The 22,776-nt window shown below is 68.4% G+C and carries 19 protein-coding genes; 9 read left to right on the plus strand and 10 right to left on the minus strand.

Features of this window, described 5'->3' with window-relative positions; translation table 11 throughout:
• Both NTY77_14565 and NTY77_14570 read right to left on the minus strand, forming a co-directional pair.
• On the minus strand, positions 1-1,451 hold a 1,451-nt coding region (locus NTY77_14565; GenBank protein MCX5796714.1), incomplete at its 3' end, for a hypothetical protein.
• Between the two features lie 13 nt (positions 1,452-1,464).
• On the minus strand, positions 1,465-1,812 hold the full coding sequence (locus NTY77_14570) for a DUF134 domain-containing protein (GenBank protein ID MCX5796715.1): 348 nt from the start codon (positions 1,810-1,812) through the stop codon (positions 1,465-1,467).
• Between the two features lie 22 nt (positions 1,813-1,834).
• Here NTY77_14570 and NTY77_14575 point away from each other — a divergent pair, with 22 nt between their 5' ends.
• The 7 genes from NTY77_14575 to NTY77_14605 all read left to right on the plus strand — a co-directional run bounded on the left by NTY77_14575 (position 1,835) and on the right by NTY77_14605 (position 10,998).
• On the plus strand, positions 1,835-2,974 hold the full coding sequence (locus tag NTY77_14575) for a Rid family hydrolase (GenBank protein MCX5796716.1): 1,140 nt from the start codon (positions 1,835-1,837) through the stop codon (positions 2,972-2,974).
• Positions 2,971-3,978: a 3-deoxy-7-phosphoheptulonate synthase gene (gene aroF / locus NTY77_14580; protein MCX5796717.1), complete on the plus strand. Its 1,008-nt coding sequence runs from the start codon at positions 2,971-2,973 to the stop codon at positions 3,976-3,978. The genes NTY77_14575 and aroF overlap by 4 nt, the downstream gene beginning before the upstream one ends.
• 230 nt (positions 3,979-4,208) lie before the next feature.
• Positions 4,209-5,657: a hypothetical protein gene (locus NTY77_14585; GenBank protein MCX5796718.1), complete on the plus strand. Its 1,449-nt coding sequence runs from the start codon at positions 4,209-4,211 to the stop codon at positions 5,655-5,657.
• A 5-nt stretch (positions 5,658-5,662) separates the two neighbouring features.
• On the plus strand, positions 5,663-6,910 hold the full coding sequence (locus tag NTY77_14590) for a radical SAM protein (GenBank protein ID MCX5796719.1): 1,248 nt from the start codon (positions 5,663-5,665) through the stop codon (positions 6,908-6,910).
• Entirely contained in the window at positions 6,911-7,840 is a 930-nt protein-coding gene (locus NTY77_14595) for a radical SAM protein (protein ID MCX5796720.1), read from the plus strand.
• A gap of 34 nt (positions 7,841-7,874) precedes the next feature.
• Entirely contained in the window at positions 7,875-9,644 is a 1,770-nt protein-coding gene (locus NTY77_14600) for a hypothetical protein (protein ID MCX5796721.1), read from the plus strand.
• On the plus strand, positions 9,622-10,998 hold the full coding sequence (locus NTY77_14605) for a hypothetical protein (protein MCX5796722.1): 1,377 nt from the start codon (positions 9,622-9,624) through the stop codon (positions 10,996-10,998). Before NTY77_14600 ends, NTY77_14605 begins: the two co-directional genes overlap by 23 nt.
• A 220-nt stretch (positions 10,999-11,218) precedes the next feature.
• Here NTY77_14605 and NTY77_14610 read toward each other — a convergent pair whose 3' ends face one another.
• The 8 genes from NTY77_14610 to NTY77_14645 all read right to left on the minus strand — a co-directional run bounded on the left by NTY77_14610 (position 11,219) and on the right by NTY77_14645 (position 19,727).
• The gene (locus NTY77_14610; GenBank protein ID MCX5796723.1) at positions 11,219-12,136 is read right to left on the minus strand and encodes a radical SAM protein; all 918 of its coding nucleotides are present in this window, start codon (positions 12,134-12,136) and stop codon (positions 11,219-11,221) included.
• Between the two features lie 34 nt (positions 12,137-12,170).
• Complete coding sequence (hxsA4, locus tag NTY77_14615) at positions 12,171-12,665, minus strand: His-Xaa-Ser repeat protein HxsA4 (protein MCX5796724.1); 495 nt, start codon at positions 12,663-12,665, stop codon at positions 12,171-12,173.
• Positions 12,666-12,692: 27 nt separating this feature from the next.
• Entirely contained in the window at positions 12,693-13,154 is a 462-nt protein-coding gene (locus NTY77_14620; GenBank protein ID MCX5796725.1) for an SPASM domain-containing protein, read from the minus strand.
• Positions 13,155-13,162: 8 nt separating this feature from the next.
• Entirely contained in the window at positions 13,163-14,086 is a 924-nt protein-coding gene (locus NTY77_14625; GenBank protein MCX5796726.1) for a 4Fe-4S cluster-binding domain-containing protein, read from the minus strand.
• A complete protein-coding gene (gene hxsD, locus NTY77_14630) occupies positions 14,083-14,730 on the minus strand; it encodes a His-Xaa-Ser system protein HxsD (GenBank protein MCX5796727.1) in 648 nt (215 codons plus the stop codon). The genes NTY77_14625 and hxsD overlap by 4 nt, the downstream gene beginning before the upstream one ends.
• Positions 14,731-14,758: 28 nt before the next feature.
• Positions 14,759-15,829 (minus strand): hypothetical protein, encoded by a 1,071-nt coding sequence (locus NTY77_14635; protein ID MCX5796728.1) that lies wholly within the window; start codon positions 15,827-15,829, stop codon positions 14,759-14,761.
• A 302-nt stretch (positions 15,830-16,131) separates the two neighbouring features.
• Positions 16,132-18,273: a glycosyltransferase gene (locus NTY77_14640; protein ID MCX5796729.1), complete on the minus strand. Its 2,142-nt coding sequence runs from the start codon at positions 18,271-18,273 to the stop codon at positions 16,132-16,134.
• The gene (locus NTY77_14645; protein MCX5796730.1) at positions 18,270-19,727 is read right to left on the minus strand and encodes a radical SAM protein; all 1,458 of its coding nucleotides are present in this window, start codon (positions 19,725-19,727) and stop codon (positions 18,270-18,272) included. The genes NTY77_14640 and NTY77_14645 overlap by 4 nt, the downstream gene beginning before the upstream one ends.
• 125 nt (positions 19,728-19,852) lie before the next feature.
• On the opposite strand from NTY77_14645, the gene NTY77_14650 reads away from it, so the two are divergent.
• Complete coding sequence (locus NTY77_14650) at positions 19,853-22,177, plus strand: hypothetical protein (GenBank protein ID MCX5796731.1); 2,325 nt, start codon at positions 19,853-19,855, stop codon at positions 22,175-22,177.
• 188 nt (positions 22,178-22,365) lie between these two features.
• The coding region (locus tag NTY77_14655; protein MCX5796732.1) for a tetratricopeptide repeat protein at positions 22,366-22,776 on the plus strand (411 nt) is incomplete at its 3' end.

The raw sequence follows: 22,776 nt of genomic DNA on the forward strand, positions 1-22,776 counted from the left end.
GCGGCGTTCTCGTCCAAGGGGTCGGGCACGTAGACGGGGTCGGTGTAGTGGGCCTTGCCGCCGTGGGCGTCCACGGGCTGGTAGGTGAGCTTGCGCAAGCTCCCCTCCACGTAGCCGAGGTCCTCGTCCAAGGAGAGCTCGTAGATGTTCAGGTTGTCCGCCTCGCCCACGCGCATGGCGAAGAGCACCGCCCGGCCGTCGTAGCGGACGTCGGGCTTGCGCACGTCCGCCTGGCGGCCGGGGTGGAACCGCGCGGTCAAGTTGACGGGCCGGGAGGTGGCCGTCTCCAAGGTCTCGCCGTCCTTGAGCTTGAGCAGGTAGAGGTCGCCGCCGGGGAGGTAGCGGCCCACGTCCAGGTATCTGCGGTGATTGCGCTTCGGGGTGCGCACGAACACGACCCCGCGCACCTTGCCCACGAGCCCCTCGGGCACGGGCTTGCCCCCGATCCTCGGCTTGGCCACGGCCTCCTTGCGCTCAAGGCCGATCCAGCGCTTGAGCGCCTGGTAGTCGGGGTCCTCCGGCCCGGTGAAGAACTGGTCGTTGCCTCCCCGGTGCAGGACCCCGCCCTTCGAGAGTGGGATGTTCTTGGCGAGGATGCGGCTGTTGGCCGCGTCGCCGGTCAGGTAGACCAGGCTTTGGATGAGCCCCTTGGCCGTCATCCGGTCGTAGCTCACCTGCTCGGGGGTGAAGCGCTCCGCGATGGGCCGGGAGAGGTCCGCGTCCGGCATGCCGGGGTCCGGGAGGAAGGAGGAGTGGTTGAAGGCGTGGCAGGAGGGCGCCATGCAGGAGTTGCGCGCCAGGACGGGGAGGACCTCGTCCCGGAAGGCCTTTTCGGCTTCGCCGGGCGGCTGGAGCCCGGCGCCCGAGTCCCGGTTCTCCATGGCGACCCATTCGGCCAAAGCGCGGTACTCGGGATCGGCCGCGCTGTCGAAGATCTCCCCCCCGCCGTGGAAGAGGCCGGACCCGCCGGCCTGGGCCGCCAGGGGCATGCGCAGGAGCCTGGAGAACTTGGCCGGGCCGCCGAAGCGGGCCCTCTGCCTGGCCTTCTCGTAGGCGAGGATGAACTGGCGCTTGGTCTCCAGCCGTCCGGAAGGGCCCAAAGCGAAGGAGAAGTCCATGCCGCCGGGCTGGGCGTGGCAGCGCACCGCGCAGGTGGCCGAGCGCGCTGCGGCGAACTCGTGCCGCATGCCCTGGGCCGGGATGCCGACCTTGGCCGCGAACTCCCCGGCGGGGCGCCCGTGGCAGACGTAGACTCCCTTCTCGTCTTTGGAGGAGCAGGTGGTGGCGAGTATGGGCGCGACGTGCTTGCGGAAATAGTCGAAGGACCCGCTGCCGCCGGCGCGCCGGCTGGACAGGTGCCAGGAGACCGCTCCCAGCAGGGCCAAAGCGGCCACCGCTACGAGGTTGGCCGGCGATAGGCGGGACTTGAGCCGTTTCCCCAGGCGCCTCATGGGCAGAGTCCCGCTAATCCCCGGGAGGTTCCGACTTGCGCCGTCGGCCCCAACAAGGGACCCTCAATTCCCTCATCCTGCAGATCCCGCCCTCGATCCTGAGCGCCTTCCCGTTGATGATGGCCTGGGCGATCTTGGCATGGGCCGAGCGGATGATGTTGCCGAAGGTCGGCCGGGACACCTGCATCCTCGCGGCCGCGTCCTCCTGATAGAGCCCTTCCAGGTCCGCCAGCCGGAGCGCTTCGAGCTCGTCGAAGCCCAGGACGATCTCCCGGAGGCCGTCGCTGGGGACGCCCTGCGGCTTGAAATAGGTCACGCCGGGCTCGCGCGCCACGAAACGGCACTTGACTGGCCGGGCCATACCTTACTAGCATATGCTATTAATGACAGTCCGTCAACCCTCGACCGCGGCGGCCGCGCTCCAGGCTCCGGACGGCATCGCTGTCCGGACGGCCGGGACGCAATGCTACCTGACCGCCAGCGCGGACCCGCAAAAGCCCTGGCAGGAGTCGGCGGCGCGCTCTTTCGCGGCGCTGGCCGCCCTGCTGAAGTCCAAAGGCATCGCGCCGATCCAGGAGCAGGTCTACGCCGAAGCCGGCGTCCGGGAGGAGCTGCTGGAGATCCGGCGCTCGGCCTACCAGGCGCAGGGCCTCGACCCCGCTTTGCCCTTCGCCTTCATCGACGGCAAGCCCGCGGCCGGGGGCCGGTGGAGCGGGGCGCAGGTCTGGGGGGTCGCGGGGGGTTCCGTAGCGACGGTGGCCGGCCCCGGACGGCTGTGGTCGTCCGCTGAGGGCCGGCTCCTGTACATCCCGGCGCTGCGCGGGGGCGACGGCCCGGCCCCCCTGCAGGCCGAGCGGATGTTCCGCAAGGCCCTGGCCGCGCTGAAGGCCCACGGCTTCTCCTATCGCCAGATGGTCCGCACCTGGATCTACCTGCGGCGCCTCCTGGAATGGTACGGCGATCTCAACAAGGTCCGCAACGAGCTCTACGGCGGAGCCGATTTCCTGGGCCCGGACCCCGCCGCCTTCCCGGCCAGCACCGGCATCCAGGGGCGGCAAGGCGACGAGGAATGCTTCATGAACGTGCTGGCCTTCGCCCCCGCGGCCGGCGCGGACGCGAGCCTCACCCCCGTCCTGCATACGGCGCGCCAGGGGCAGGCCTTCAGCTACCGCTCGGCGTTCTCGCGGGCCATGGTCCTGCGCCTGGGCGGCCTGCGCACGGTCTACGTCTCCGGCACGGCCAGCATCGACGGCTCCGGGGCCAGCGTCTACCGCGGCGACCGCGAAGGCCAGGCCCTGCAGACTTTGCTCAGCGTCTCGGCCCTGCTCGAGGAGCAGGGCGCGCGGCTCGAAGACATCCAGAGCGCCACCCTTTATTGCGCGGACCGCGAGACCTTCGACGCCTACCGCAGGCTGACCCGGCTCTTGGGCATCCCGGCCTTCCCGACCATAGCCGTCCGCGCGGACGTCTGCCGGCCGGAGCTGCTCATCGAGCTCGAAGCCGTCGCGGTGGTCCCGGCATGAGCCCGACCGTCCTGCTGGTCCGCTTCGTAGATGACGCCGATCCCAAGGTCGGCGCGGAGCTGACGCGCCGCCTGGGCGCCGACCGCTGCCGCTGGCACGGGCCGCGACTGGTCTGCGTCCAGGCCGACGGCGAGGACGCCGCGGCCTTCCTGCGCGGCCTGGCCGGCGTGCGCGACGTGCTGACCGCGCCGGCCTTCCCGGGCCCCAGCGCGGTCCGGCTGCCCAACGGCGCCGTGATCGGAGGCGGCGCGCTCGCCGCCATCGCGGGGCCGTGCAGCGTGGAGAGCGCCGCCCAGATCTGCGAGACGGCTGCAGCGGTCGCGGAGTCCGGGGCCGCGGCCCTGCGCGGCGGGGCCTTCAAGGCCCGGACCTCACCCTACTCCTTCGGCGGGCTGGGCGAGAAGGGGCTAGAGCACCTGGCCTTGGCGCGCGAGAAGACGGGCCTGCCCGTGGTCACCGAGGTCCTGGACACCCAGGACCTCGACCTGGTCGCCCGGTTCGCGGACGTGCTGCAGATCGGCTCCCGCAACATGCAGAACTACCCGCTGTTGTTCCAGGCGGGCAGCCACGCCTCGGGCAAGCCGGTGCTCCTCAAAAGGGGATTCGCGGCCACCATAGAGGAGTTTCTGCAGGCCGCGCAATATGTCCTGCTGGGCAGGCTCTCCATGGGGCGCCGGGAGCCGGGGCTCATCCTGTGCGAGCGCGGCATCCGCACCTCCTGCGACGCGACCCGGTTCACTTTGGACGTGGGCGCCATCGTCGTGCTCCGGGAGCGGACCGGCCTGCCGGTGATCGCCGACCCCAGCCACGCCGCGGGAGACCGCCGCTACGTCGCCCCGCTGGCCCGGGCGGCCGCGGCCGCGGGGGCCGACGGGCTCCTGGTGGAAGTCCATCCCGACCCGGATCGGGCCTGGTCCGACGGAGCGCAATCCCTCGACCTGCGCGCCTTCGCGGCGCTCATGAGGGACCTGCGCATTGATAAATCCGCGCAACCTTGCCTATAATGCAAGCTGGCCTATAACAAAGAAGCGGGAGGAGCACCCATGAAGAAAGTCGACTACCTCATCATCGGCGGCGGGATCGCGGGGATCACCCTCAAATATTTCCTCAAGAACAAGCGCACCGTCCTGCTCGAGGCCGAGCCCGGCAAGTACAAGATCGGCGAGTCCATCATCCCCGAGCCATCATCCCCGAGCATTTCCGCCACCCGGAGCTGCGCAAGCTCCTGCCCGACATGGCCAAGTGCCCTTCCTACTCCCCCAAGCGCGGCTCCACCTTCATCGACAAGGGCAGCGTCGCCTCCTTCCCCCTGCCTCCGGGCGCCCTGACCGGGGCCATGCACATCACCCGCACCGAGATGGAGCAGGTGATGCTCAAGCACTGGGGCGTGGAGCGCGTCCAGGGGCGGGTCGTGGCCGTGGACTTGAAGAAGAAGATCGTGCGCACGGAGGACGAGGAATACCAGGTCGCCAACCAGATCATCGACTGCTCCGGGCCGTCCATGTGCCTCTCCAACCTGCTCAAGCAGACCAAGATCCTCTGGCCGGTGTGCACGACCTGGGCCTACTGGGACATCGTGGGCAACGAGCCCAAGAAGTTCTTCGACGCCATCCGCAAGCGCAAGTGGAGCTGGCTGCGCTACGACTACCGGCGCGTCATCCCCACTGAAGACCGCGGCTGGAAGCCGGGCCAATCCACCATCCTGACCAAGATCAAGGACGGGATGTGGACCTGGCAGATCCCCCTCTACAACCAGAAGCTGCTCAGCTACGGCGTGGTGTACCGGGGCCAGCCGGTCTCCAGCCAGGAGTACCTCGACATCACGGCGAAGCACATCTCGCCCAACTACACGCTCAAGATGCGCCCCCTCGACGAGAGCGGCATCTACAACCGGATGTACGTGCGCAACAACTTCGCGCGCTCGGCGGCCGTGCCCGCGACCATGGACTACATCATGGTCTCCGACGCCTTCTGCTTCGCCGACCCCATCTACTCGGTGGGCAGCGGCCTGGCCATCAACAAGGCCATCGAGGTGGCGACCGTCCTCAACGAGACCGGCTGGAGCCCCGAGATCTGCAAGGGCTACTGCGAGCACTACGCGCACCAGCTCAAGGGCGCGGTCGCCGGGTTCCAGTTCTGGTACGACGGCAAGACCATCAAGGACGACGCGGCCGCGGCCACGGTCCAGGACGAGCTGCTGGTGGGCAACGCGTTCCAGAGCAGCATCACCTACCACTACGTGCACGCCGCCGTGTCCAGCGACCTCTCGCCGCGGCTCTATCCCGCCGACCGGTTCGCCGTGGACTGGGGCGACCCCAAGCTCGAGCAGGCCAGCAAGACCCTGACCCGCGCGGTCCGGGCCCTGATCGGCGTCCGGGAGGGCGCGAAGGTCGAGGGCTGGACCTTCTTCAAGGCGCGGCCCGCCATGGACGGGGTGCTCCTGGCCTGGAAGGGCGGCGCCAAGCGGCCGACCCTGCGGCTGCTGGTGTCGAAGGCGGGCGGCAAGACCCCCGCTTTCCGCACCGTGGGCCCCCTGGCGGTGAGCTATTTCCTGGCCGAGATGTCGGACTCCCCCAAGGTGGTCCACGGCCAGGCGGCCGGCCTGGTCGACCAGCTCGCGCCGCGGCTCTCCGAGTACGCCGAGGAGTGGGGCGTCCTGGTCGACAAAGTGACCCAGAACTAGGGTCCGTGAGCGGGCGCGACCCCCACGCCGAGGCGGTGGATGGTCTGGGCGCGCTGCTGGCCCGCCAGGGCTGGCGGCTGCGGCGGCGGGCGGACGGCTTCGTGGTCCGCCGCGGCGCGGAGCGCCGAGACCTCTGCGTCCTGGCGCCGGAAAATTCCGTCCCGCTGCTGACCCCCGGCTTCAAGCTCAGCGTCGCCATGCGTCCGGGGGCCGCCCTGCGCCCCGGCGAGAAGGCCGCCCTTGAAGAGCTGCGCCGCGCCCTGCGCTTCCTGCTGGAATCCCTGCACCGCCGGGAGGGCGGCTCCCGCGCCGCCTCAGTGGAGAGCCACGAAGGCATCGAGGGCCGCGATTTCCTGCTCCGGACCACCTTCGCCTGCAACCAGCGCTGCCCCTTCTGCTTCGTGCCCGCCGGCCGCGCCATAGAGCTGCCCGCCATAAAAGCCGAGCTCAAAGCCTTGGCCCGGCGCCACGGCACGCGGGAGGCGCTGACCATATCGGGAGGAGAGCCGACCGTGGACCCCCGCCTGCCCGCGGTCCTGGCCGCGGCGCGCCGCATCGGCTTCAGGAAGTTCCGCGTGCAGACCAACGCGGTGCTCCTGGCCCGGCCGGGCCTGCTGGAGAAGCTGGTCGCGGCCGGGGCCCGCGACTACATGGTGTCCTTGCACTCCCACCGGCCCGGGAAATACGACCGGCTCACGGGCAGCCGCGGGCATTACCCCAAAGCCGTCGCCGGGCTGAGCCGGCTTCTGGCCGCCCGAGGCTGCGACGTCACGGTCAACGTCGTGGTCAACGCCGGCAACTACCGGGACCTGCCCGGACTCATGGATTTCCTGGCTGGCCTGCGCGACCGCGCCCCCCGCGGCAGCCGGCTCACCGTCCATTTTTCCATGCTCAACGAGATCGGACACGAGCGCACCCCGCGCTGGGCCGTGGACCTGGCGGCCGTCGCCCCCTACTTGCGCGAGGCCGTGCGGCGCTGCCTGCGCCGCAAGCTGCCCATCTCGCGCATCGGCGGGGAGAGCGCCTTCCCCCTCTGCCTGCTTGAGCGCCCCGCCCTCCATGCGGTCAAGCGGGTCTTCCCGCAGGACCGGGTGCGCTACGCCGAGGATTTCTCCGGCGAGGAAGGCGCCATCGGCCGCGCCAAGCGGCCCGGCTGCAAAGCCTGCCCCTACGACCTCAGGTGCCTGGGCGTGCCGGCCGCCTACGCCCGGCGCTTCGGCTTGGCCGCCTTGCGGCCGCCGGCCCCGAAGTAGATGGCCAACCTGGGGTACATCCAAGTCGTGCGGCGCTGCAATCAGGCCTGCCGCTTCTGCTCGAACCCGGAGAACCAACGCGAGCTTTCCTTGACCCAGGCCAAGCGGCTGGTCCGCGGCTTTCGCGAGCGGGGCTACGACGGGGTGATCCTGACGGGCGGGGAGCCCACCCTCTACGAGCCCTTGCCCGAGCTGATCGCCTACGCGCGCAAGCAGGGCATCCATTGCCGGCTGATCACCAACGGCCAGCGCACGGCGGACCCGGCCTACCTGGACCGGCTGCTGCGCGCGGGCCTGGACCACGTGCATGTGACGGTGAACAGCCACCGCCGGGCGGTGCAGGGCTTCTTGACCGGCAACCCCGACTCCTTGGCCAACATCCTGCGCACGCTGGTCCTGCTGCGCGGCCGGGGCGCGACCGCGGACATCAACCAGACCATCTGCGCGCAGAACGCCGGCCACCTGCATCTGACCGCGCGCTGGCTCTGTTCGCGCTTTCCGTACCTGCGCCATTTTTCCTGGACCAACCTGGACACCATGGTCGCGCGGGTGCACGAGCATCCGGAGACCGTGCCGTCCTTGCGGGCCATCCGGGAGCCCCTGCTCAAGGCCATGCGCTACCTGGCGCGCACGGGCCGGACCTTCCGGGTGGAGAAGGTGCCGCTATGCTACATGGGCGAGTTCGCGGCCTTCGCCACGGAGACGCGGGCGCTGGTCAAGCGCGAGGAGCGGACCATCGATTTCCTGGACGAACGGGGCGCCTATCGCGAGCGCTCCTGGCGGCACGGCTACGGCAAGGGCCGGGCCTGCCGGGCCTGCACCCTCAAGGGCATCTGCGCCGGGCTCTGGGACCTGGGCCGAGGCTACGACCCGGCCGAACTCGTCACCCAGAGGAAAGACCCCGGCCCCATCGTGCGCCAAATCCGCTAAATGATACGATATCATCGTCGGTAGGGATCCGGCGATGAACGAAGAAAAGACCCCCACGCTGCAGCGCCACGTCACGGCGGGCCCCCAGGCTCTGTCCGCGGTCTCGCGCCTGCTGGGGCTTTCCGGAGGCTGGAGGCTGGAAGGCCTCTGCGGGCTGGGCCAAGAGAACGTGCGCCTGAGCCTGGCCAGCGGCAGGCACAAGCTGGTCTTCAGCCTCCTGCCCAAGGACTCGCCGGATGCCTTGCTGCGGGCGCCGCGCCTGAGCCTGGGCGTGGAGGGCGAGGCGGGGCCGGCGCAGCGCCGCTTCCTGGAGGCGGCGCTGCGGCGCCTCAAGGGCCGCAGCCTGGCCGACATCCTCGCTCTGCTCGCGGCGGACCCGGATTCCTTCATCCAGCAGGTGTCCGAGGACCGGCCCGGCGACGAGGTCCGGGTGCCGGCCATAGGCCAGCCCATGGCCCTGCTCGAGGACGGCTGGCGCAACTTCTACGCGGACCAGGACTTCGAGGTCCTGCTGGGCGTGCCGCAGTGCTTCTCGCACGACACCGTCAACATCCAGTACGCGGACCGCGAGTGCTACTACGCGCGGCCCCGGCGCAGCTTCGACAAATGGACCTTCCTGGACTGGCCCGAGGTGGCCCAGGAGGAGGACCCCCTGCGCGCGACCGTGGACCTCGGAACCTGCCTGGTGACCGAGCTGGAGGAGCAGGACATGGTCATGGGCACCGGGCCGCGCGCCGACGCCCTGGTGGCCGAGGTCCGCCGGCTGGCCAAGGCCGGCAAGTACCTGCTCTTCACGCACCTGTGCACCCCGATCATCATGGGCGAGGACTTCCAGGGCCTGGCCCGGCGCTGCCAGAGGGAGGTCGGCGGCACCACGGTGAGCTGGAGCCAGAAGGACCGCGACGAGCTGGACAACTTCGGCGCGCACCTGCGCGCCCTGCTGGGCAGGCCCGGCTTCTTCAAGGGGACCGGGGACCGGGCCGCGGTCAACCTCTTCCATTTCCCTGCGGCCTACCGCCGGGAGGAGCTCATCGCCTTCCTCAAGGACCTGGGCCTGCGCACCAACATCTGCGCCCTGCCCGACGTGGGCCTTCCCGACCTGGAGCGCCTGCCCGCGGCCGCCTGGCAGGTCTTCTGCGAACGCTCGTCCTATCCGACCAAGCTCCGTGAGCTGCTGGAGGGCTCGCCCCGGCGCGTGCTGACCGTGCCCGCGCCCTACGGCCTCAAGCGCACCCACGACTGCCTCAGCGCCATCGCCGCGGCCACGGGCCGCGAGCGCCGCTTCCGGGCCGTCTGGGGCAGGGCCCTCGCCGGCGTGCAGCCGGAGTGGGACCGGCTGCGGAAGGAAGCCGCGGGCTGCCGGCTCGCCTTCGTGGTCTCGGAGGCGACCTTGCCCAGGCTGCTGCAGCTGCGCTACGGCCACGGCGCTCCGCTGGGCGAGATGGTCCAGGAGATGGGCTTCGGCATCGATCTGCTCTACTACGACATCCACGGCGAAGCCCCCAAGCTGCCCGAGGGCCTGGCCGGGGCGCAAGTCGCGGTCTTCCGCAGCCCCTGGGAGCTGGAGCGCGCGCTGGCCGCGGGCGGCTTCCAGGCCGTGTTCTCGGACATCATGTTCGATTGGCGCATCGCCCGGGCCGGCAAGGCCCGTTTCTCGAGCCGGGATTTCGAGCTGGGCCTGGCCGGGGCCCTGCGCACCTTCCGGCGCCTGCTGACCCGCTGCCGCCTGCCCTTCTACCGCCGCTACGCCGAGAATCTGGCGCGCGGCCCGAGGACCCCCGATGCCCTCCAAGACCAAGCCTAGCCGGCCCGCCCCCTCCGGGAAAGGAGAACGCCAGCCCGGCAAGATCGGGGTGCGCGTCAGCATCCCCTATCTGCAGGGGGCGTACCTGGCGCTCAACGCCATACCCGACGCCTTTTTCCTGGGCGACGGCCCGAGCTGCATCTTCGCCAAAGGCGAGCACATCCACGGCCGCCATGACCTCTTCTCCACTTTGCTCTCCTGCGACTCCCGCCACCGCGTCCAGCACACGGGCGTCAACGTGTTCACCATCGCCGGCGACTGCGAGGGCATGATCGCCCAGGGCCTGCGCCGCATGGCGGATTTCCCGGGCTGCGGCGCGCTCTTCGTGGGCTCCATGCCCATGTGCTCCATCGTGGGCACGGACTACGAGCGCATCACGCGCGAGGCCCTGGCCGGCCGTTCCACGCCGGCCTTCGTCATGCCGCGGCGCTCCGCGGTCTCGGGCGACTGGCTCGACGGGTACGCCGGCATGCTCGAGGTCCTGGCCCAAGGCATGGACCTCAAGGACGCCAAGCCCGAGCCCGGCAGCGTGGCCTTGGTCGGCTACCTCATGGACCGCAACGAAGGCGACCATTGGGGCAACCTCAAGGAGCTCTCCCGGATGCTCCGGGCCCTGGGCCTGGACCCGGCCTCCATCTGGCTCTCGGGCCGGCCCTACGAGGAGCTCCGCCAGGCGCGCCGCGCCTCGGCCGTGGTGTCCTTGCCCCACGGCCGCGCGGCCGGCCGGATCCTGGCCCGCCGCCTGGGCGTCAAGCTCGTGGAGGCGGAGCTGCCCTTCGGGCTGGAGGCCAGCCGGCGCTTCGTGGAGCAGTTGGGCCGCGAGTTCGGACGGGAGGAGCGGGCCCGGAGCTTCATCGCCGCCGAGCTCGACCGCGTCGCGCCGCGGCTGCAGTGGACCGTGCCGCACGCCTTCCTCGACCGCCGCTTCGCTTTGGCCCTGGACCCGCACTACGCTCCGGGATTCCTGGAGCTCCTGGAGGGCCTGGGCGGCGTGGTCCCGGTGCTCGTCCTGGACGCCGGGCCGCACCACCTCACCGAGACCCAGCGCCGCGCCCTGCAGAGCCGGCCCGGCTGCATCTTCGAGCCCCTGCCCGACGAATTGCACGCGGCCTGGAGGTCGGAGCGCGACGGGGATTTCGACCTGGTGGTGTCCAACAACTTCGTCTTCCGGCAGATCGAGCTCGGGTACAAATGGATGGAGTTCGGCTTCCCCTCCGAGTGCACCCATTTCCTCGCCGACGAGCCCTTCCTGGGCTTCACGGGCGCCCTGCGCCTGCTCTCGCGCATGGCCAACGAGGTGGTGCGCGGCCTGCACCTGCCCCCGCCGCCGCGCTCGCCCTCGCCCCGGCGCTAGCTGATAGCCCCGCAAGCGGAAAGGACTATGTCCGGACACAGCCCTTTCGGCAGCGAGCAACAGTCCGTCCCCGAACTGGCGAGCCTTCGGCTCGCCAGTCGCGCCGAAGGCGCCATCCACCGGCCGGCCTGTCCAAGCGGTTCTGTCGACCCGCTTCGCGGGTCGGTTGCGGGCGAGCTAGCGCTCCCCCGCTCGCAAGACGGACTTTGTCAGCGCCCTGCTAGGTCCGTCCCCAGCACGGCAGGCGCGGCCGCTCCGGGCGTCGGGGCTTGAGCGCGGGAGGCGTGGGCCGTTCCAGATACCCCTTGAAGACGCCCGGGCAGGACTCCGTCAGGGCGCAGCCGCGGCACACGACGGCCTGGGCGCGGTTGCGGTAGTCCGGTGGGAAGAACCGGTCTTCGAAGGACTCCCGGAACAGGATGAAGCCGTCGGCGATGAGGTCGTCGTTGAACTCCGCGAAGCCGGGCAGCAGGCAGGGAGTCAGCCCCTCGCAGCCGAAGCGCTGGCCCGGATAGCGGCGGCGTCCGCGGCTCAGCGCCGCGTTGATGGCCCGGGCGGCGGCCCCCAGCGGCGGGCAGAGGGCCGGGTCGTCGAGCGCGGCGCCCTTGGGCTCCAGGACCGAGAGCTTGATCTTGTCCGGCCGGCGCGCGGCCAGCAGGTCCACCAGAGCGGAGAGCTTGCCGATGTTGTGCCCCGTGACGACCGCGTTGACGGTCACCGGGACGCCCAGCCGGATGAGCTGGTCCAGCGCGGCCAGCGTCTCCGGCAGGGAATCGGTCCGCGCGGAGAGCGCATGGGTCCGGCGCGAAGGCGAATGGAAAGATAGGTAGACGAAGCCCAGACCCGAAGAGGCAAGCTGGGCCGCAAAGCCCGGATAAACGAAGCGGCGGCCGTTGGTGATGAGGCCCGTGCGCAAGCCGTGCGCGCGGGCGAAGCGCAGCAGGGACGGGAGATCCGACCGCAGAGTGGGCTCCCCGCCGGAGAGGACCACCATCTCCGCGCCCTGGGACCGGGCCTGCAGGATGCGCCGCTGGATCTCCCGCGTCGCGAGGTCCGGATGGCGGCGCAGCGGACGGGAATGGCAGAAGACGCAGTTGTTGTTGCAGGTATAGCCGACTTTGAGCAGTGCCTTCTTCAAATCCGGCGGCTATGCAAGTCTAGGCAGGCTCGTCTTACCAACTGCCGTGCGAGCCGTGGGAGCCGTGACTGCCGTGGCTGCCGTGACTGCCGTGGCTGCCGTGACTGCCGTGGCTGCCGTGACTGCCGTGGCTGCCGTGACTGCCGTGCGAGGCGTGGGAGCCGTGGCTGCCATGCGAGCCGTGGCTGCCGTGGCTGCCGTGGCTGCCGTGGCTGCCATGCGAGCCGTGGCTGCCATGCGAACCGTGGCTGCCGTGCGAGCCGTGGCTGCCGTGCGAGCCGTGGCTGCCGTGCGAGCCGTGGGAAGAATGGCTGGCATGCGAGCTGTGGCTGATGTGGTTGGGGGCGGCGTTGCCGGAATTATGCAGGGCATTGGTGTGGTCCGTCTGCGCCAGAAGGTCTTCCGCCCTCATCATGGCCGCGCCCACGATGCCGAGGATCGCCGCGGCCTTGACCACGTCCTTCTTGAGTATCTTGCCTTCTTCGCTGGTCAAGAACCTGGAGACGTCCTTTTTGATCTTGGGAATCATGTCTTTGCCCATAGCAGCCCCCGCAGCCTATTGCCTTTGGTAAGAGATGCGCTCCTTCGCCTGCTTGATCCACTTCCGGAATATGCGCTCGTTCTTCTCGTCGTCCAGCTTCTCGAAAAGATAGTCCATGATGCCCTTGTTGATCCGGCAGCGCGTGCTGCACGGCATGCGCCCCATGATGTCGCCGTGCTCGGCATAGCAGTGCACCGGACAGACGCCGCAGTACGGCTTGTAGACGCAGCGGGCGCAGTCGGGCTGGTTGTCCAGGCACGAGGCGATGGAGATCGCTCTGATGACGGGATGACCCACGGTCTCCTTGTAGCCGCCTTCGAACACGCTCCCGATCCGGAACGTCTCGTCGCCCATGCGCGAAAGCATGCGGCCCTCGTCGCAGGCGTAGACGCCGCCGTCGAAGTTGTAGGCGATCTGCCCGATCCCCGCCCCGCACGGCGAGCGGATATCCAGGAAGTTCGGGTCCGTGTCGGTCATGATCTTGGTCAGGAATATGCGCGCGCGGCCGTGTAGCCGATCTGGTCCCAGACCTCGCGCGCCATGCCCAGGGGGCTGAGGTTGCGCAGGAAGACGCCCCGGCAGCCCAGGCCGACATATTGGTCGACGATGTCCTTGTGGCGGCCCAGCGAGAACTTCGTCACGGTCAGCAGGGCCTCGATGCGGAACATCTTGCGCAGGGTCTTCTGGTAGATCTTCTTGAACCAGCGCACCGCCTGCGCGTGGCTGCTGCCGCCCGCGAAGACGCGGTTCTTGTCGTGCAGGTCCGCGGGGCCGTCCAGCGAGGTGCAGAAATTGACCTGGTTGTCGAAGAGGAACTTGAACTTGGCGTCGTCCATGAGGCTGAGGTTCGACACCAGGTTGATCCAGAGGTTCTTGCCGGCCTTCCGGTTCTTCTTGCGGGCGTACTCGACGATGAACTTGACGACCGGCCAGTTCACCAGGGGTTCGCCGCCCTGGAACTCGATGGTGATGGCCTGGCTGGTGCTCTCGAAGATCCGGTCGACCACCTTCTCGGCGGTCTTCCGGTCCATGTCCGTCTCGCGGCCGCCCATGGCGACCGCGTTGGACTGGCAGTAGAGGCAGCGGTGGTTGCAGCGCAGGGTCACCACGACCACGTGCAGGCTCGGTCCCTGCCAGAGGAAGCTGTTGCGGCTGCGCCAGCCCTCGACCTGGGCGTCGAAATCCATCCGGTCGCGGATGAAGCCGTCCCGGGCCAGACGCGCGTAAAGCGGCCCCGACTGGTCGAGCTTCCCGGCGATGAACTTCTGGAAATCCTCGACCCCGAGGAAACAGTAGCGGCCGAAGTCGTTGGTGACGAGGAACCGCTTGCCGAGGCGGCGGAAGCGGAAGAAGCCCGCCTGGACGGGATCGAAGCGCTCGGGATCGAGGACAGGGGTCGAGGCGCTCATTTGGATCTCTTCCCCTTCTTCTTCGGCGCGGGTCTCTTGGCCGCGGCGGCTGCCGCCGCGGGCTTGGCGCCGGGTTTCTCCGCCCCCTTCTTCGGCGTGCCGGCGGCCTGGGCGCCGAATTTCTTCTCCCAAGGCACGGCGACCCCTAGGGGGTCATCCCCGCCGGGGCCGGATTTCTCGATCTCGCTGAGGAGCTTCTCGATCTCCTTCTCAAGCTCGGCATCCACCGGCGCGGCCGGCTGCGCCGCGGAGGCCTTGGCGGCCGCGGCGGCCTCGGCCGCGCACTCGGGGCACTCCTCCTCGGGCGTCTGCGCCTGGGCCGCGGGCGGCAGGGCGCTCGGCACCTGGGCCGAGACCAGGGCCTTGGTGACGATGAATTCCCGGATCTTCTTGTTGGCTTGCGAGACCCTGTGCCGGAGGGCTTCATGCAAAAGCTCGTTGTGGAATTCGTCGGAAATGGCCGCCAAGTCCGTCCCGCCGGATTTCTGTTTGAGGGAGAGGGAGACCTCTTTGCCGCCGCCGTTGCGCGCGATGCGGATATAGACCCGGTCGCTGAAGGTGTAGGCGGCGGCCTGTATCGCCTCCAAGGGATAGATTCCGGAGTCGACCTTGAGCTTGAGTTCCCGGGCTGTCGTTTCGGTCACGCGGATATCCTCCTCTGGATCCCCATATCTACTGGGTCGGCGTTTGCGGAACAGGCGTCTGCGTCCCCGCCGGCTGGGCGGGCTGGGATTTGCGCTGGACCTCGTCCATCTTCTTTTTGACATCAGGCGGGATGTCCTGCAGTTTCTCGCCGCGACGGAACTGCCGCGGGGGCTCCTTCTTCTCGCGGCGCGCCTCGGCCCGCCGGATCTTCTCGTCAAGGACGCGCTTGCGCATATCGAGCTCGGCGGCGGACTTCTTGAGAGCGGCTTCCCTGGCGGTGGCCGCTTCCTTGGCGGCCTTGGCTTGCAGGGCCGCGGTCGCGGGGTCCACGGGCTTCTTGGTGGTCACGGACTCCATCGCCTGGGCGGTGACCTGGGCCAGGCTGGCGGCTCCGGCAGCCTTCTCCTTGGCCAAGCGCGCGTCTTCCGCGGCCTTCTCCTTGGCAAAGCGCGAGCCTTCCGCAGCCTTCAGCCTGGCGATGCTGGCGCAGAAGGATTTGTTGGCCGCCGCAAGGTAGGGGGCGCAGTCCTGCTCTCTCCGGCTGGCCAGAGCCTTGCAGAGAGGCGACGCCGCGCAGGCGGCGGGGTCGCCCGAGCGCAAGGCTCGCAGCAGGGACGCTTCGGCTCGGCACACGGCCCGCTCGTATGGTTCCGCCTTGGCGCAGAGCTCGGGCTGACCGCGCAGGAAGGTGACATTGTTCAGGGCAGCCGGATCGGACTTCGGGAGGATCCCCTGCTCGACCAGGATCTCGGCCCGGCCGCTCTTCAGGGCGGGCGCGAACGCCTCGCACAAGGCCGCGTTGCTCTTGGGGATCCGCTTGCCCTGCTCCTCGTCGTAAGGGAAGTGCATGAGCCGCGCGCAGGCCGAGGCGTCGTTCTGCTTGAAGGTGGCCCATGCGGTAGCCGCAAGATCCTTCAAAAAGAGACAGTCCGCGCGGCGCAGGCCCGACGGACCATCCTTGGCAAGCTGGTCGCAGCCCTGCGGCGACACGGAGTTCATGCAGCCTTGATAGAGCGTGTTGTTGTCATTCTCGGAAAACATCTCGGGGTGAAGGCCGCCCAGAAGCGCGCTCGTGTCGAGCCGTTCCTTCAGACCCACGGAACCCTTCCGACAATCAGCGTCAGCCTTCTCGACGGCTTGTTCCTCTTGCCCTTTGGTGGTCGTCGATGGCCGCGACTGATAGGACGGATTCGGAGGCGGTTTCCAACCCGCGAAGGCGGGCGCAAGCAGCAGGGTGGCGGACAGCGGCAGGAAACAGACCAGGGACAGGTTTTTTTGGAGGGACATAATGATATCGGATGGCCCGGCATAAATATGCCGGCCCATTATTTTAATTCAATTATTAGGATAACCCTTATTCCCCAACCTGTCAAGAAGCAAATTATTAAGCGGGAAAACGGCTACGCGGGAGGGCCGAAAAGGGATCCATTGAGTAACTCTCGGGCGACGGCGGGATAGAATCTCGGGTCCTGGACCAACGCGTTTCCGATGGCGCAGCCCCAATTGCAGTGGCACTTCCCGGCTCCAAGATGGCGGTCCGCGAAATCCTTCATGGCGCTCCCACGCAGGATCTTGCGCGCATCATAGCCATGGTCGCGAAGATTCCCGACCGACTCCCGCAGCGTTTCGCAGGGCTGCACCTCTCCGCAAGGCCCGATGACCGCTATTTTCCGTCCGGCCCCGCAGGCGCTGCCGAGGTCGCCCTTCTCCGAGATAGCCGTGAGCTCCGAGTCCATGGCCCGCTTGATGGCGCTGAAGAGGCGGTAGCGGATGCCCCGGTAGCCCTTCCTGTCGAGCAGCGCGTGCGTTTTTCCGGCCAGCTCCAGATACCGCCCATGCGGCACGGCCGACCCCTGGTCCCGGATGTTGCCGTGCAGCGGGACCAGATTGATCCGATCGCAGCCGAGGCGAACGAGACTCTCCAGGAATGGCTCGAGGCGGTCCGCGTTCTCCCGCGAGCAGGTGACGACGAACTTGACGCTCACGTTGTCCCGCCGGCCCGCCAATGCCAGCGTGCGGCGGTGCGTCTCCATGACCTTGGCGAAAGAGGCCTGGGGGCCCCGGATGCGGTCGTGCACCGCGGGCGGGCCGTCGAGGGAAAGATGCACGTCGAAGTTGGTCCGCGGGTTGCGCAGCGAGAGGCGGTCGAAGGCCATCTCGACGCGCTCGGGGAACGATCCGTTGGTGGGGATCGAAACGTAGACGGGATCGGCGGCGTCGATGAAGGACTGGACCAGGGCCACGAGGTCCTCGCGCAGGAAGGGCTCGCCTCCGGACAGCGACAGATAGGTGATCGGGGGCAGAGCGGCGGCGATCTTGGCCACTTCATCGGCGTCCAATTCCCGCTCTCGCCCGGCCGCCTCTATCTCATCGAGATAAAAACACATCGGGCAGCGGGCGTTGCAGCGCGCAGTGACGAAATAGATCAGCCATTGCGGGAAGCCGCGGCTCAGCCAGAGCCGGTAAGGCACGATCTGCCTCAGCCAGGCCAGCGGCGGCTGAACGATCTCCTTGCCGAGGAAGGGGCGGCCGCGGTCCCGATAGCGGTAGCGCTTATAGGCTCGGACCGGAGCCGCGTAGAGCCGGAAAAAAGGCCCGGCCAGCAGGCCCAGCCAGAAACCCAGGAAGTTCGCCGCCATCCCGACAGCCAGAGAGATCCCCAGGAAGAACGCGCTGCCCGGGCCGCAAGACGGAGACATCCAAAGACCCCCGAAGATCCCGCAGGCGGCCAGGGCCGCCGCCAGAGCGGGCAGGACCTGGGCGGGGAATGCCAACAGCAGCAGAAGCAGGGCCGCGGAAAGCGGCACCGCCCTTTGCGGCAGATAGAGCTCCGGGAACAGCCAGGTCGACAGGCCCGCGTACCAACGCTGGCGGCAATAATGCGCCGCCAGCGGGAGCCAGGCCGGCCGCTTGTAGTGCGCGAGCCTCACCTCCGGGTCGTTGGCGAGCCTGAAGCCCAAAGACTCGGCGATGTGGAAGAACTCCGCGTCGTCGACCCAATAATAAGCGACCTCATTGAAGCCGCCGACGCGCTCCCAGACCTCGCGCTTGAGCGCCACGTTGCACAGCGCCACCTCGAAGAAGCGCACGGGCCGCCGGCTCCGGTCGGTCATCGCGGTCTTGAGGCTGAAGAACCGGGAGCAGACGATCGCGTTGGCGACGAGCTGGCCGCGCTGCGCGGAATAGGGGATGTCGCTCGGTCCCGTCACGACGTCGGCGCGGCCCGCGTCGAGCGCCTGGAGGACCCGGCTGACCCAATCGGGCTCGAGCTTCACATCGTCGTCGATGAAGCCGAGGTACTCGGCGGAGGCCGCGGCCGCGGCCCCTTCGTTCCTCTTGGCGCACGGATGGCGGCTCGAAGCCCGGATGGTCCGCACCGGGAATCGGTCCGAAGCATATCTTGCGGCGGAATCGGTCACGAGGATGAGCTCGAAAAGTCCCGCAGCCGCGGTCTGGCCCTCCAGGCTCCGGATCAGCGGCTCGATGAACCGCGGCCCGCGGCTCACGGGGACGATGATGCTCAGTCGAGGTCCGGGGCTCATGTCCAGCGGCCGAATGTCCTGCTGGCCAGCAGTTCCAGCAGCCTCGTGTCCCAGGTCATCTTGAATCGGTGCCTCTTCCAATCGGCGCGATAGCGGCGGCTCAGCCGGGACAGCAGGCCGCGCGCCAGGGGATTTCCGACGACATTCCTCCATCTCCGTCCGTCGATGAGCTTGGACGTCAGCATCAGATATTCCAGCGGCTCCCGGTCCGCGATCCAGGGCGCGGAGATATGATGCCGGGTGAAGAGGCTCCAATCCTCCAAGCTGCGCGGCGGGGCGAAGCCGGCCTTGACGGCGAGCGCGTAAAGCTCCGATCCCGGGTAGGGCACGAAGACGTAGAAGCCGGAAACGCGGGCGTTGGGATTGGCGTCGAGCAGCTCGAGGGCCAGATCGACGGTGGCGGCCACCTCCGGCGGCGTCTCGGTGGGGAATCCCATCATGAAGTTGTAGGTCGCCTCGATTCCGGTGCGCGCCAGGGCCGCGTTGGCCGCGCGGTACTGCCGCACGGTCTCCTGCTTGCGCACGAACTCAAGGACCCGGTCGGAGCCGCTTTCCAGGCCCGGCTGCACCGCGCTCAGGCCGTTCTTCTCCAAGGCCGCGAGGTCCAGGGCCAGGAGATCGTCCATGCGGGTCTGGACATACCAGGAGAATGCGCCGCCGATGCGCTCCGCGATCCGCAGCCCGCGGTCCCGGTCCGCGAAGAACTCCTCGTCGTGGAACTCGACCGCGTCGAGACGGTAGCGCTCCGCCAGGACGGACGCCCGGCGGGCGGCATGCTCGGGCGACATCCGCCGCCAGCGCCGGCTGGAGAGGACGGGCTGGCAGCAGAACGCGCAGGCGTGAGGGCAGCCGAAGGAGGTGATGAACGGCAGGCTGCGCACGGGCCGGCCGAACAGCATGCGGCCGGAGACGTAGTTCTCCACGTCCACGAGCTGGTAGGGGAGCTCCGCGAGCTGTTCCGGATCCTCGGGAGCGCCGGCCTCGCCCTGGAGCACCGCGCCGCCCTCGGATTTGTAGGCGATGTTGGGGACGCCCCGCCAATCCTTCCCGGCCCTCAGCGCGTCGACGAGCAGGCGGAACGTCCGCTCTCCCGCGCCGATGACGACGATGTCGACCAGGGGATGCTCCGCCGTCTGCGCCGCCGCCAGGGTCGGATGATTCCCGCCCCAGACGATGGGAAGGTCCGGGGCGGCGTCGCGCACCAAGCGCGCGGCCGCAAGCCCGTGCCGGATCTGCGCGCCCGTCATGGAGGAGATGCCGACGCACAGCGTGTCCGCGCCCAGGGCCCGCTTCAGGGACCGCGGCCAGTCCGGGTCCACGCGCTGGTCGATGACGGCCACGTCGTAGGAGTCGGCCACGCCCGCGGCGACCGCCAGCGCCGAGAGCGGAAGCCACACGGACAGCCCCCGCACGTCGAGGCCCGTGAGCGGGTAGACCAGGACTATTTGGGCCATGGCGGTGTCGATCCGATCGGCCGGGCGTATGTGGTTTCAGGCGCGTCGGGTTTATAAGATATTATCATCAATGCGGCAGGATTTGTGGCATAATCCGTTCACCACCGTCTCTGGAGCGGCGCCTGATGTCCATTCTTGATTCCCGGAAGATCCCTTTCAAGCTCCTAGGTCTCATCGCCGGGGCCGGCCTGCTGCTCTTGTTCGTCTGGATGCTCCATATCGGCGGGAGCCGGGACGGCATCTACCCGCAGGATGACTACATCTTCTTGGGAGACCATCTCTTCCATCGTTTCCAGGACAGCCAGGCTTCCTGGCACATGCCCCTTTACGGAAATCTGCGGGCGATCCTGAATCAGTGGGCGTTCGCGGAAACGGATATCACCAAATGCTGCTTGGTCGCGGTCTACATCTTGGCGCTAGCCGCCGGGCTTCTTCTGGGGGGCGGGCCGTGCGCGCTGCTGGCCGGGCTGGGGATATCCGGCCTTTATCACTATGGGTATCTGCTCGAGGCCCATGACATCCAGCAGTTCTTCTCTTCGCTGGTGGTTCTGACGGCGGGCCTGCTCATATGGCGCGCCCAAGCGCTGTCCTACGGAAGGAGCCTGCTGCTGGGACTCGCTTTGGGGGTCGGCCTGCTCTGCCGCTCTACCCTGGTCTTCTTCCCTCCGATGCTGGTCGCGTTCGAATGGCTGGCGGAGCGCAAGCCGCTGCGCGCCTACTGGAAGCATGCGCTCATCCTGCTGATCGTGCCCTATCTGTTCCTGCTCCCGTTCATCCGCATGAACTGGCAGCTCCGCAAGGAATTCGTCGCGGTGGAGTATGGACAATGCGACGGCAACATCATCCCGGGCGCGTTGGGGATCGTCGGGACGCCTGAGGGGAACTTCAAAGTCTTGGCGGATCGGCCGCTGGAGCACAGCGAGGTGTTGGGCTGGGCGGTCAGGGAAACGCTGCGGCATCCTTGGAGGTATCTGGCCGGTTATGTGAAAAGAGTCGCGTTGGTCATCTCTTGGACTCCGCTCCTGTTCTTTCTGGCGCTCCTGGGGTGGTGGCGCGGCCGGTCGAAGCCTGAGATCGCCCAGCTCTCCTTCCTGGCGCTCTACTTTCCCGCCCTGTACTGCTCCATGTCGATCCAGGCCCATTATTTCAAGCCCTTTTGGCTCCTCCTCTGTCTTCTGGCGGCCTATGGACTCACCTCATGGCTCGCAGCCGGCTGGACGCGCGCGGACCGGCGGATCTCCCGCCTGATGACTGGAGCGATCCTGCTGTTCCTGGGCGGGCTTCTGGTCCTGTCCGGCCATACCGAATGGGTGGTCGGCACCTACGCAGGCAACGCCGTCCCGATCTCCGGCGCCGCTCTGGATGCGGCCATCCAAAGACACCCGAGGGACTCCTGCCTTTGGTACGAAAGGGGGCTGCTGCGCCTGAAGGAAGGTTCCGTCGGCGCCGCGGAGGACTTCAAACGCGCCGTGGAGCTTTGTCCCTATGAGTCGAAATATCGGCTGGCGTTGGCGCTGGTCGAGGGACGCTGGCGGGGAGCTCCCTCTGAATGCCTCAAAGATCGCGGAGATGTCTTGCTCATGCAAGCGGTGGCCGAACTCAAGAAGGGGCGCCGGGCGGAGGCTCGGGAGCATATCGAGGCCGCGATGGCCGAATATGATTCCTCGGTCTATATCCAGGGCCGGCGGGCCGATGAGACCGCGTTCCAGCAGCGGCTGCAAGCCGCCAACAGCGAGTTCATGGTCGGGGTCTATCCGCTGCTGTTGACTGTGATTCGACCTCAAGAGGCGCTGGCCCTTTTGCGCGAAATGGCGAGCGTGCGGCCCGGACAGGCCGCCGTTCTCCTGGAAGAGGCCCGGTTGGCGGCGCGCGCGGGCGACCGGAAGCTGGCGCTGGAGTCGCTGGCGCGCGTGCAGGCGGCGAAGCTCGATCCGCAGGACCAGTCCAGGATGCGCGGGCTGTACGCGAGTCTGGGCGAGCACCGCGCGCCGCTGGCGATGCTGCAAAGCCGGCTCAAGAGCTCGCCGGAAAACTCGCGCTTGTGGCTGGAGCAGGCGGGCTTCGCCGCGCGCGCGGGCGACCGGGGATTGGCGCTCGCGTCGCTGGCGCGCGTGCAGGCGGCGAAGCTCGATCCGCAAGACCGGTTCGAGATGCGCGGGCTCTACGCGGATCTGGGCGAGTACCACGCGCCGCTGGCGATGCTGCAAAGCCGGCTCAAGGACTCGCCGGAAGACCCGCGCTTGTGGCTGGAGCAGGCGGATTTCGCCGCGCGCGCGGGCGACCGGAAGCTGGCGCTGGAGTCTCTGGCCAACGCCCAGAAAGGGAAGCTCGATCCGCGGAAAGCTCGATCCGCAGGACCAGTCCAGGATCTTCAGGATCTATGCGAATCTGGACGAGTACAACGCTGCGCTGGCGATGCTCCCGGGCCTGCTCAAGAGCTCGCCGGCTGACCCGCGATTATGGCTGGAGCGGGCAGACCTCGCCGTGCGCGCGGGCGACCGGAAGCTGGCGCTGGAGTCTCTGGCGCGCGTACAGGAGGCGAAGCTCGATGCGCAGGGCCGATCCAGGATGTGCCGGATCTACGCGAATCTAGGCGAGTACCGCGGAGGCGAAGCTCGATGCGCAGGGCCGGTCCAGGATGTGCCGGATCTACGCGAATCTAGGCGAGTACCGCGCTGCGCTGGCGATGCTCCCAGGCCTGCTCAAAAAATCGCCGGATGACGCGCGATTGTGGCTGGAGCAGGCGGACCTCGCCGCGCGCGCGGGCGACCGGAAGCTGGCGCTGGAGTCTCTGCCGCGCGCGAAGACGGCGAAGCTCGATGCGCAAGACCGATCGAGGCTGCGCGGGATCTACGCCGATCTGGGCGAATATCACGCTGCGCTGGCGATGCTTCAAGGCCCGCTCAAGAGCTCGCCGGAGAACTCGCGATTATGGCTGGAGCAGGCGGACCTCGCCGCGCGCGCGGGGGACCGGAAGCTGGCGCTGGAATCCCTGGCGCGCGTGCGGACGGCGAAGCTCGATGCGCGGGAAGTATCAAGGATGCGCGCC

The sequence above is a fragment of the Elusimicrobiota bacterium genome, assembly GCA_026388095.1.
Lineage (GTDB): Bacteria > Elusimicrobiota > Elusimicrobia > UBA1565 > UBA9628 > UBA9628.